Annotated in this window: 10 protein-coding genes; all 10 read right to left on the reverse strand. The window is 34.5% G+C overall.

The features are described from left to right. Nucleotides 1-11: 11 nt before the first annotated feature. A complete protein-coding gene (gene smc, locus COI44_RS05320) occupies nt 12-3,584 on the reverse strand; it encodes a chromosome segregation protein SMC (protein ID WP_098426992.1) in 3,573 nt (1,190 codons plus the stop codon). Between the two features lie 242 nt (nt 3,585-3,826). After that, a complete protein-coding gene (gene rnc / locus COI44_RS05325) occupies nt 3,827-4,570 on the reverse strand; it encodes a ribonuclease III (protein ID WP_098426993.1) in 744 nt (247 codons plus the stop codon). Between the two features lie 95 nt (nt 4,571-4,665). Continuing rightward, a complete protein-coding gene (gene acpP / locus COI44_RS05330; protein WP_025568936.1) occupies nt 4,666-4,899 on the reverse strand; it encodes an acyl carrier protein in 234 nt (77 codons plus the stop codon). A gap of 67 nt (nt 4,900-4,966) precedes the next feature. Further along, entirely contained in the window at nt 4,967-5,710 is a 744-nt protein-coding gene (gene fabG / locus COI44_RS05335) for a 3-oxoacyl-[acyl-carrier-protein] reductase (protein WP_098426994.1), read from the reverse strand. Further along, nucleotides 5,704-6,654, reverse strand: coding sequence for an ACP S-malonyltransferase (gene fabD, locus COI44_RS05340; RefSeq protein WP_098426995.1), 951 nt, complete (start codon nt 6,652-6,654; stop codon nt 5,704-5,706). Before fabD ends, fabG begins: the two co-directional genes overlap by 7 nt. A gap of 13 nt (nt 6,655-6,667) precedes the next feature. After that, complete coding sequence (plsX, locus tag COI44_RS05345) at nt 6,668-7,663, reverse strand: phosphate acyltransferase PlsX (RefSeq protein ID WP_098426996.1); 996 nt, start codon at nt 7,661-7,663, stop codon at nt 6,668-6,670. 12 nt (nt 7,664-7,675) lie between these two features. After that, nucleotides 7,676-8,242 carry a transcription factor FapR gene (gene fapR / locus COI44_RS05350; protein WP_098426997.1) on the reverse strand — a complete coding sequence of 189 codons (567 nt, stop codon included), beginning with the start codon at nt 8,240-8,242 and terminating at the stop codon, nt 7,676-7,678. A gap of 103 nt (nt 8,243-8,345) precedes the next feature. Beyond that, nucleotides 8,346-10,394 carry an ATP-dependent DNA helicase RecG gene (recG, locus tag COI44_RS05355; RefSeq protein WP_098426998.1) on the reverse strand — a complete coding sequence of 683 codons (2,049 nt, stop codon included), beginning with the start codon at nt 10,392-10,394 and terminating at the stop codon, nt 8,346-8,348. After that, entirely contained in the window at nt 10,394-11,275 is an 882-nt protein-coding gene (gene sdaAA, locus COI44_RS05360) for an L-serine ammonia-lyase, iron-sulfur-dependent, subunit alpha (protein WP_098426999.1), read from the reverse strand. Before sdaAA ends, recG begins: the two co-directional genes overlap by 1 nt. Before the next feature lie 17 nt (nt 11,276-11,292). After that, entirely contained in the window at nt 11,293-11,955 is a 663-nt protein-coding gene (sdaAB, locus tag COI44_RS05365) for an L-serine ammonia-lyase, iron-sulfur-dependent subunit beta (RefSeq protein ID WP_098427000.1), read from the reverse strand. Nucleotides 11,956-12,051 lie beyond the last annotated feature (96 nt).

The raw sequence follows: 12,051 nt of genomic DNA on the forward strand, positions 1-12,051 counted from the left end.
TTCAATCCTTTCTAATTACCATTCGATAATAATGCTTCGCCTTCATCTAAGCGAACTGATACTAGCGTAGAAACCCCATATTCTTGCATTGTAACACCGTATAATACATCACATTCTTCCATTGTACCTTTACGGTGTGTAATAACAATAAATTGAGTTTGTTCACTAAAATATTTTAAGAATTTTGCAAATCGAGCTACATTGGCCTCATCTAGTGCAGCTTCAACCTCATCAAGAACACAGAAAGGTACTGGACGTACTTGTAAAATCGCAAAAAGTAGCGCGATTGCCGTAAGCGCTCGTTCGCCTCCTGATAATAAGCCTAAATTTTGAAGCTTTTTACCTGGTGGCTGAGCAACAATATCCACACCTGTTAACAATAAATTTTCCTCATCTGTTAGAACTAAATCAGCTCTACCTCCACCAAACAACTGAGCAAAGACGACTTGGAATTTTTCACGAATTGCACTAAAACTTGTTTCAAAACGTTTTGTCATTTCTTCATCCATCTCACTAATTACATTGTAAAGTGTTATTTTTGCTTCATTTAAATCAGTACTTTGTTCTTGAAGGAAATTATGACGTTCAGATACACGTTCATACTCATCAATTGCACCAATATTAACAGTTCCCAATTCCTCAATTGAACGCTTTAATAGTTTAACTCGTTTACTTGCATCATCAACTGTCATTTCTAGTGTATATTTCATTTTTGCCGCTTCGTAAGTAGTCATATACTTTACATTTAGTTGTTCAAGACGATTTTCAAGTTCTACATCAAGTCGATTGCTATTTACTTCTTGCTGCTTTAGTAAATCAGACAGTGACTTATATTGACGTTGCTTTTCACGTAATGATTGAACATAATCTTCTAGTTCTGTTTGATAAGCAATTCGTTGCTCTCGACGTTTCGAAATAATTTCTGTCGTTTTTGAAAATTCAATTCGAGTATCCGAAATTATGTTCTCGAGCTCTTCCTTACCATTTTCATTCGTCATAAGTTCACTTGATAAGAAGATGATTTTTTCTTTCGTTTCTTCAAGAATTTGCTTTTGTTTGATAGAATTTTCTTCAAACTGGCGGATTCTTTCGTTACTATAACTTAACTTTTGCTCTTCTTGTGCCAGAGAAATTTTCAGACTAGTTAACTTTGATTGTAATTCATCTTTAATTTCCTTTTGATTTAGTTTCCGTTCAGTTAATTCATTGATCTTTTGTTCTTTAGAAATAATCTCATTTTTCACATTAGCATTTAACGATGATAATTCCTCTAGACGGTCTTTAACTTTTAATAAATCACTTGCTGAACTTCCCATTTCTAAATCATAGATTGCTAAAGCATCGTTTATATTTTTTTCTTCAAATTCGATACTTTTTAGCTGTTCCATAATTGAAACAATTATTTGCTTAACCTTTTGAATTTCATCATTTAATGTTTGAGCTTTAGAAGAACTTTCTAGATTTGAAGCCTTAAGTATTTGAACCTCACTCTCAAGCGAGTTAGTCTTTTCTTGCATATCCTTTAGCTTTACGGTGATTTCTTCTAACTCTCGCTGTCTTCCTATAAGTGATGAATTCGTTGTTCGGACAGCCCCACCAGTCATCGCTCCACCAGGATTAACTACATCACCTTCAAGCGTGACAAAGCGATAGCGATGTCCAACGAGTTTAGCCAGTTCATTAGCACCTTTTAAGTCTTGTGCGATTAAAACAGTTCCAAGTAAGTTTTGGATCACCTGCTCATACTCGCCTGAATAACTAACAAGTGATGATGCAACTCCAATAAAGGAAGAATTTCTTTTTAATCCTTCAATAACATTTGCGGGTACAAAACGCGCTTTAACAATATTCATTGGTAAAAATGTAGCTCGGCCTAATCGTTGTTGTTTTAAAAATTGAATTGCTCTTCTAGCATGCTCGTCATTTTCAACTACAATTTGTTGTGTAGCTGCACCTAGTGCAATTTCAATCGCAATTTCGTATTGTTTGTTTGTTGTAATTAGTTCAGCAATTGCACCTTTAATACCTTCTAATCTTGTGCCTCTTGCTTTCAATATTTCTTTAACACCTTGATTAAAACCAGCAAAATCTTCTTGAAGTTCTTCAAGTGTTTCTTTTCTTGATTTTGTTTGTTGAATAAACTGATAAGCTTTATTTAGTAATTCTTCTTTTTCCTTTAATACTGTTGAAGTTTCATCATGTTGCTTATTCAAAGTTTCTAATTTTTCATTTAACTCTTTAAATGTTAAATCAAACTGTTCTTTCTCATTAAGCAATTCAGTTTTTCTATTCTGTAATTTCTCTCTTTGACGAATGTATTTTTCGTTTTCTAAATCTAATCGACTCGATTTTACTGAGTATTGTTGGCTTTGCTTTTCAAGCATCGTTTTTTCATTTTTAATCGATGCTTGATTATTTAAAAGCTCAATATAGTCAGATTTTATTAATTCGATTTGCTCTTCAATATCACCCTCATAAGATGTAATCTCATTTTGGATCTCAACAATATTTGTTTTCGTTTTGTTTATATTTTGGCGAGAAAGTTTTTCTTGTTCTTTTTCTGCTTCGATTAATTTAGATGTCTCGTTTATTTGTTCAGTAACTTCATCAATTTGTTTTCTTAATTGTTCAGATTGAGTTGAAGTATTTCTTTTTCGCTCCTTCATTAGCTCTTTCTGACCTTCATATTTTTCCAAGTTCTTCGTAACGGTTAATAAAACTTGCTGCAATTGATCGATTGATTCATCTAATGCATTTAATTTCTCTTGTAATTCGTGTTGTTTTGATTCTTCAGTCGAAATCTCTGTCGATAACGCAATCTCTAGATCAGAGTTTTGGGCAATTTCTAGTTTAAGCTCCTCCCATTTCTGGTGAAGCGATTCAATTTCGTATACTAAGAGAGCTGCCTCAACCTTTTCTAGCTCATCTCTATGTTCTATGTATTCCTTTGCAATTGAAGCTTGCATTCTTAATGGTTCAATTTGGGAATTTAATTCAAATAAAATATCATCAACTCGATTTAAGTTTTCTTGCGTTTCGAATAATTTTGCTTCAGCCTTTTTCTTTCGGTTTTTATACTTTAATACTCCAGCTGCTTCTTCAAAAATCCCTCTTCGTTCTTCTGGCTTACTGCTTAATATTTCTTCAACCTTCCCTTGAGAAATAATAGAGAATGCCTCTCTTCCAAGTCCAGAATCCATAAATAAATCAACAATATCTTTTAATCGACAAGATTGTTTATTAATATAAAAATCACTATCTCCAGAACGGTAAACACGTCTGGTTACACTTACTTCACTATACTCAAGTGGTAATTGTTGATCTTGATTATCTAAAGTCAGCGTAACTTCTGCATAATTTAAAGGCTTTCTTCCATCACTACCAGCAAAAATGATATCCTCCATCTTCGCTCCTCGTAATGATTTGACTGACTGTTCGCCTAGTACCCATCTAATGGCATCTGTAATATTACTTTTACCACTTCCATTTGGTCCTACAACTGCTGTAACACCTTTTACAAAATCTATCGTAACTCGCTGAGCGAATGATTTAAATCCAATTATATCTAGTCGTTTGAGGAACAACTGAATTCCCCCTTTTTGATTTAATTATATACACAAAAACTCCCCCATAAAAGGGGGAGCAGACTGCCCGCCAAACGCTCGCTTTCTTCGTTTCTTCACCTGTCTAACGGTACTCTTTACCGCCTTAGGGGACTTAAGCTCCTCAACAAGCTTCAACACTCAAGAGTCAAGCGCTTGCAATCAGTCTAAAAATCAAGTTTGTTCGTTTAATTGACAAGTTTCTACTAGATTTTTTAGTTAATCTATTTACTTGACTCTTTTAATTTTAATAATGCTTCTTTAGCTGCTTGTTGCTCTGCTTCTTTTTTAGATCTACCACTACCGATTCCTAATGTTTCACCATTTAATAATACTTTTGAAACAAATTCTCGGTTATGAGCTGGTCCTTTTTCTTGAAGTATTTTATACTCAATTGAACCTGTGGAGTCTCTTTGTACATACTCTTGTAATTGACTTTTAAAATCCATCACATGCGAAAAAGCACCATCGTTTATTTTTGGGAATATATGAAGAGATAAGAAGTTTATAACTGTTTGTAATCCTTGGTCCAAATATAATGATCCAATGAATGCTTCAAAAACATCCGCAAGTAATGCTGGACGCGTTCGACCACCTGTCAATTCTTCTCCGCGACCAAGTAATATATATCGACCAAAATCTAATTCATTCGCAAATTTCACAAGTGATGGTTCACAAACGATTGCGGCACGTAATTTTGTTAACTCGCCTTCACTCATAGTTATATATTTTTGAAATAAATATTGTGAAACGGTAAGCTCTAAAACAGCATCCCCTAAATATTCTAATCTCTCATTATCTTCATATGGTTTTTTACGATGCTCATTCACATAGGATGAATGTGTAAACGCTTGAATTAGCAAGCCCTCATTATTAAACATAATATTTATTTGTTTTTGTAATTTTACAAAATTCTCTTTTTCAACATCAGAAAGTTTATATTCTCTTACTCTTCTTGAATGCGGCATATTTACCTCCAACTAAAAAGCAGTTTGATATGCTGCTAAACCTACTAGTCAAGAAAATGATGAGAAGTCCCGTATAAAATACGGGACTTTTCTCATTACATGTTGCTCTCTATGTAGTTCACAACATCACCAACTGTGACGATTTTTTCAGCATCTTCGTCAGAAATTTCTAATTCAAACTCATCTTCTAATTGCATTACTAATTCAACTACGTCTAATGAGTCTGCGTCTAAATCTTCTTTGAAACGGCTTGTAATTTGGATCTCAGATTCTTCTACACCTAAACGGTCAACAATAATCTTTGATACGCGCTCTAATACATCTTGCATTATTATTCACCTCCCCCCAAAGATTGTCTACTTATGCATTATACATAAAAATGTGGCAAACGCCAAACTAATTCATTACAAGTCCACCATCAACATTGATTGTTTGTCCAGTAATGTATCTACTTGCATCCATTGCTAAGAATACTACTGCATTTGCAATATCTTCTGGTTGACCAAAAGATTGCAATGGAATATTCGATAACATTTGTGATCTGATTTGCTCATTTAATTCATTTGTCATATCAGTTTCAATAAAACCAGGTGCAATTGCATTAACTGTAATATTTCTAGAAGCTAATTCCTTTGCTGCTGTTTTTGTTAAACCTAATACGCCAGCTTTTGCAGCTACATAGTTCATTTGTCCTGGATTACCAATTTGTCCAACAACTGAACTAATATTAATGATGCGGCCATTACGTTGACGAGTCATAAACTTCGCTGCTGCTTTGATACAATTGAATACGCCTTTTAAGTTTGTATCAATTACATCATCCCAATCAGCATCTTTCATACGTAATAAAAGACCGTCTCTTGTAATACCTGCGTTGTTTACTAGTATATCAATACTACCAAATTCATCAACAGTATTTTTTACTAATGCAGCAACTTCTTCACCATTTGATACATTTGCTTTATATGCAATAGCTTTAACTCCAAGAGCTGTAATTTCTTCTACAACTTTAAGAGCAGCCGCCTCATTCCCAGAATAATTAACAACTACATTCGCACCATTTTTTGCTAAAGATAATGCGATTGCTCGTCCTATACCTCGAGATCCACCTGTAACTAATGCAACTTTACCATTTAGCATGATTTTATTTCCTCCCATTCATTTAAAAATTGGTTTAATGTTTCAACATCATAAACATTTACTAATTTTGATGATGGAGAGATTGCCTTAACTAATCCAGTTAAAACTTTTCCAGGACCAATTTCAACGAATGTATCAACACCAAGGTCAACTAATTCTTGAATAGATTGGTTCCATTTTACCGGAGAATATAATTGATTAACTAATAATTCCTTAATTTCATTTGCATCTGTCACAACTTTAGCAGTAACATTTGAAATTAATGGCGTTACACAATCATTTACACTTATTTTACCAAGCTCGTTTTGGAATTCTTCGCTTGCAGGTTTCATTAAAGATGAGTGGAATGGACCACTTACTTTTAAAGGTAATACACGTTTAGCTCCAGCTTCTTTTAGTAAACCAGAAGCAATTTGTACACCTTCTGCATCTCCAGTAATAACGACTTGTGTAGGAGAATTATAATTTGCAATACCTACAGAATGACCATTTTTATTCACTTCAGAAATAACTTCTTCAATTTTTTCTGGAGCTAAAAATAATACAGCTGCCATTGCACCTTGTCCTACTGGTACGGCTTGTTCCATTAATTGACCACGTTTATGTACTAATTTAACACCGTCTTCAAATGAAATGCTATTTGCTGCTACAAGCGCTGTAAACTCACCTAAACTATGACCAGCGACAAAGTCTGATTTAATTCCAGCTGATTTAATCTTCTCAAGCATAGCAATTGAAGTTGTTAAGATTGCTGGTTGTGCATGATATGTAGCAGTTAACTCTTCATCAGTTCCATTGAAAATAATTTCAGAAAGACTAAAACCAATTTGTTCGTTAGCAGTTTCAAAAATAGATCCACATTCATTATAGCTCTCAGCTACATCTTTACCCATTCCAACTTTTTGTGATCCTTGTCCAGGAAAAATAAACGCCACTTTACCCAATGGAGTGACCCCCTTATGCATTTGATTCGATTTTCTCCATGTGATCACTTACTAGTTTTACAACATTATGTTCAACCATCGTTTGCGTTTGCTTAATTGCACTAAAAATCCCCATAGCATCAGAACTTCCATGAGCCTTAATGACAGGTGATTTTAAGCCAAATAACGCTGCTCCACCATACTCAGAGTAATCCATTTTCTTTTTAACACCTTTTAAGTTTGGTTTTAATACAGCTGCTGCAAGCTTCGATGTAAAATTAGTAAGCATCGCTTCTTTAATTAATGAAAACATTGCAAGTGCAGTACCTTCAATCGCTTTTAAAGCTATATTTCCAGTATACCCGTCTGTAACTACTACATCTGCTACTGAGTTCATTAAGTCCCTAGCTTCAACATTTCCTATAAAATTCAAATTACTTTCTTTTAGTAACTGGAAAGTTTGTTTAGCAAGTTCATTACCTTTTTTATCTTCCGTACCGACATTTAGTAATCCTACAGTCGGATTATGTATACCTCTTACTTTTTGGGCATATACAGACCCCATAATCGCATATTGAAGTAAATGAGTTGCTTTTGCATCAACATTAGCACCTACATCTAGGAAAACAAAGCCTTTTCCATCTAAAGTAGGCATTGTTGGTGAAAGTGCAGGTCGTTCTACACCTTCCATGCGACCAACAACTAATAGTCCCGCTGTCATTAATGCTCCAGTATTTCCAGCAGAAATACATGCATCAGCATTACCTTCTTTTACTTGGTTTGCCATTAAAACCATAGAGGCATTCTTTTTTCTTCTAACCGCTCTAACTGGCTCTTCAGTTCCTTCAATTACTTCATCTGTATGAATAATCGTTATATTTTTATCATTCGTTAAGAATGGTTTAATTTTTGATTCATCACCAATTAAAGTAATATGTATATCATTCAATTTTTCAACTGCAAGCATCGCACCTTCAACGATTGCTTTTGGGGCATGATCTCCACCCATTGCATCGATAGCTAATTTCATCTTGTTCACTTCCTATTCTTCAATACTTCGGTGGTACATTTCGAACAAGCCATGGAATACATGTTCTTTTTCAACATAGCCATTGATATCAACTGTAGTGCGCCTCGGATCTTCTTTTTGCGGTAAAACCTTTGCCTTCGCAATTACTCGATCATTTGTTTTTACTGGTTTAATAAAAACAAAATTTGATTTAGCTGTAAGAGCTAAATCATCATGAATAACTGCAACTGCTAAAGAATTAGCCTGGGCAAATAAGTGATGACCTCGGGCAATTCCATTTCTACTAAAAGTATGCTCTTCCTTAACGTCAAATATAGAAATGGCACTTTCGTTTAAATGAATATCAATAACTTCACCGATTATTTCATCTACTGGTAGTGATTTTACATCTTCTAATTGCTGAGTGGCAACATTTTTGATACGTTCCCTTAACTCAGGAATTGATAATTCAAGACGATCAAGACGAATAGTTTGTATGCTCACAGATAATTGATTAGCTAAATCTTCATCTGTAATAAACGGATTTTCTTTTATAATTTTTTTTAACAATTCATGACGATCTTTTTTATTTCTTCTCATATTACATACCTCAACTACTAATTTGTGACCAGGTATTAAATACAGTTTATATTAAAAATCCATGTATTACAATATTTTTTTGACAAACTTTTAATACCTAGTACTAATCTAATTTTTCTGAATTAAATAATCCCGTTCTGTCTAAGTACATTCTTAATCCTTGATATTCATTAGCTTTCCAAAATACATCTGAATTAACTAATAATGTTGCATCATTTCGCGCAACTTCTAATGCACGATAGTCATGTACCATATCAGCCATTTTAAATTCGGGCACACCACTTTGTTGTTTTCCAAAGAAATCTCCTGGTCCTCTAAGTTCTAAATCCTTTTCACTTAGCTCAAAACCATCGTTTGTTTCTGTCATGATTGTTAATCTTTCTTTTCCTACTTCACTTTTTGGATCGCCAACTAAAATACAATAAGATTGTTCTGAACCTCGTCCAACTCGTCCTCTTAGCTGATGTAATTGTGATAGTCCAAAGCGATCTGCATCATAAATAACCATCACAGTTGCATTTGGTACATTTACACCTACTTCTACGACTGTCGTTGATACTAATATTTGAACATCATTAGCTGCAAATGCCTTCATCACGTCATCCTTCTCTGTTGATGAAAGCTTTCCATGCATCAATCCAACCTTCGCCACATTTTGATAATGAAAAGATAGAACACTATGTAAATCTAATGCATTCTGAAGGTCTAATTTCTCTGACTCCTCGATCAGTGGACAGATTAGATATGCTTGTCGTCCATTTTTAATTTCTTTACCGATAAAATCTAAAACGCGATCAAACATTTCTTGTTTAACCCAATACGTTTCTATTTTTTTACGACCAGCCGGATATTCATCAATAATCGATACATCCATTTCACCAAAAGCTGTTATTGCTAAAGTTCTTGGGATTGGAGTAGCTGTCATAAATAAAACATCAGGGAAATAACCTTTCTCTCTTAAAACTCTTCGTTGACCAACACCAAATCGATGTTGTTCATCTGTTATTACAATACCTAATTTATTAAATTGAACCTCATCTTGAATTAATGCATGGGTACCGACTAAAATATGTACCTCACCGTTTTTTAATCGTTCCAGGATTTCACGACGCTTTTTACCTTTTACAGAACTTGTAAGAAGCTCAACATTTACTTCTGTATGTTGTAGCATTTTGGCTAAAGATTCAAAATGTTGCTCAGCTAAAATTTCTGTAGGCACCATTAATGCACCTTGATAACCATTAAGTGTACATGCATATAATGCAATGGTAGCGACAACGGTTTTTCCCGACCCAACATCCCCTTGTAATAAGCGATTCATTCGATAAGGACTTTCTAAATCTGTGAATATTTCTTGTACAACTCTATTTTGAGCTGATGTCAGTGGAAATGGTAAGGATTGGATTAGTTGTTGTATTTTTTCAATGTTTAATGTTTTTGGGATGCCTTTTGATTGATTACGCTGAATTTTGCGAAGTGCTTGCATTTTTAGTTGAAAAAGAAAAAACTCTTCATAAACAAAGCTTCTTCTAGCTTGTTTTAGACTATTCGCATCAATTGGGTGGTGAAGTAATCTCATTGTTTCTGAACGATTTAAAAGTTTATATTTTTGAATTAGTTCGTTTGGCACTAAGTCATTTATTAAATGTCCATATTTTTTAAAAGACTGCTCAACAAATTTACGCATTGTTTTTACAGACATTTTCCCCTTAATTGAATAGACAGGCTCAATTTCGTGACTATTCGTACGAGAACCAAATACAAGGTCTGATAATGAAATGGTTTGTTTATGTTGATCCCACTTGCCAGAAACAGTTACATGCTCATTTAAGTTTAGCTTTGTTTTAAAATACGGTCGATTAAAACAAATAACAGTAATTAAGTATCGATCAACTAAAAGTCGAAATGTTAGTCGTGATTTATTTTTGCCAAAAAATTGAAGAAGAGGAGCGCTATGAACAATCCCCTCGACAGTCACGCGCTCTTCATGCTTCACTTCTGATAAATCCTTATTTCGAAAATCCTCATATCGATACGGTAAATATTCGATTAAGTCATTTATAGTAAAAATACCCATATCATTTAATTGTGTTTCAGTTTCCTCACCGACACCACTTAATACAGATACTTTTTGTTCAAGTTCAATACTCACTATTTTTTTAGCGAAACACCAAATATTTTTGCTTCCAATTCACGTCCTGTTGGCGTTGCCGCTAGTCCTCCTTCTGCAGTTTCTCTTAGCGCAGATGGCATTGTTTGTCCAATTCGATACATAGCATCAATTACTTCGTCACATGGAATACGACTTGTAATACCTGCTAATGCCATATCAGCTGCTACCATTGCGTTAGCAGCACCCATTGCGTTTCGCTTAACACATGGAACTTCGACTAAACCTGCAACCGGGTCACATACTAAACCAAGCATATTTTTTAATGTAATGGCAAATGCTTCAGCACTTTGACTTGGAGTACCACCAGCCATTTCAACGATCGCAGCTGCTGCCATACCACTTGCAGAGCCTACTTCCGCTTGACAGCCCCCTGCAGCACCTGAAATTGACGCATTATTAGCTACAACAAAACCGAAAGCACCAGATGCAAATAAGAATTCAATCATTTGCATTCGAGTAGGATTTAATTTCTCTTTTACTGCAAAAAGAGTTCCAGGAACTACTCCAGCTGAACCTGCTGTAGGAGTTGCACAAATCGTACCCATTGCAGCATTTACTTCATTTGTAGCAACCGCTTTACTAACAGCATCTAAAAGTAAATGACCAGAAAGGAAATTACCTTTTGCAATGTAATTTTGAAGTAATACAGCGTCCCCTCCTGTTAAACCTGTTGGCGAGTGAACACCTGCAAGACCTCTTTCAACTGCCTTTTCCATAACAACAAGATTTTGCTCCATTTTACCGATAATCTCTTCACGGCTTCTTCCTGTAAAAAACATCTCTTGTTGAATCATTATTTCTGAAATTTTAACATTTTTTGATTCAGCTAATTCAACTAATTCAGCAACATTTTTAAACATTTAAGTTCCCCCTCTCCTTAATCAACCATTTTCGTAACGCGAATGATATGTGGTAAAGATTCAATTTCTTTAATAATTTTATCATCTAGATCTTGGTCGACCTCAATTGCCATCAAAGCAATTTGTCCGACTTCTTTACGTGAAACTTCCATATGGCCAATATTTACAGAATATTTCATTAGGACATTTGTTACACCAGCAATCGAACCAAAACGGTCATTATGAACAACAAGGATTGCAGGATAATTACCCGAAAGTTTAAGTTCAAATCCATTCAATTCAATAATTTCAATCTTTCCACCACCGATTGAAATTCCCACTAATTCAAATGGTTGGTCATCATCGAGAATTGAAATTTTCACTGTATTTGGATGCTCCGTTACTGCATCTTCTTCAACGAAATCAATTGACATCCCTTTTGATTGTGCAATATTTAATGATTCTGGAATACGCTCATCGAACGTATCAAAATCCAATAGTCCACCAATAAGCGCAACATCTGTACCATGTCCACGATATGTTTTAGCAAATGAACCATATAATGAAATCAAAATCTTTTTTGGTTCTTTTCCATAAAGATTTCTTGCTACACGACCAATTTTAGCCGCTCCCGCTGTATGTGAACTAGAAGGGCCAATCATAATTGGACCAATTATGTCAAAAACACTTTTATATTTCATTACGTTTCCCCCAATACGTTATTGTAAAAGCGTATTTTATTTAGTTTTTGTTTTGTTACAACAAATCATTTATATAAAAAGTTGGTATTATGGACA

Source organism: Bacillus sp. AFS088145, assembly GCF_002564465.1.
Classification (GTDB): domain Bacteria; phylum Bacillota; class Bacilli; order Bacillales; family Bacillaceae_G; genus Gottfriedia.

Coding starts and splice junctions, on each gene's coding strand:
- rnc (WP_098426993.1), bottom strand. CDS start 4,570: ATGCCGCATTCAAGAAGAGTAAGAGAATATAAACTTTCTGATGTTGAA.
- acpP (WP_025568936.1), bottom strand. CDS start 4,899: ATGCAAGATGTATTAGAGCGCGTATCAAAGATTATTGTTGACCGTTTA.
- fabG (WP_098426994.1), bottom strand. CDS start 5,710: ATGCTAAATGGTAAAGTTGCATTAGTTACAGGTGGATCTCGAGGTATA.
- plsX (WP_098426996.1), bottom strand. CDS start 7,663: ATGAAATTAGCTATCGATGCAATGGGTGGAGATCATGCCCCAAAAGCA.
- fapR (WP_098426997.1), bottom strand. CDS start 8,242: ATGAGAAGAAATAAAAAAGATCGTCATGAATTGTTAAAAAAAATTATA.
- sdaAA (WP_098426999.1), bottom strand. CDS start 11,275: ATGTTTAAAAATGTTGCTGAATTAGTTGAATTAGCTGAATCAAAAAAT.
- sdaAB (WP_098427000.1), bottom strand. CDS start 11,955: ATGAAATATAAAAGTGTTTTTGACATAATTGGTCCAATTATGATTGGC.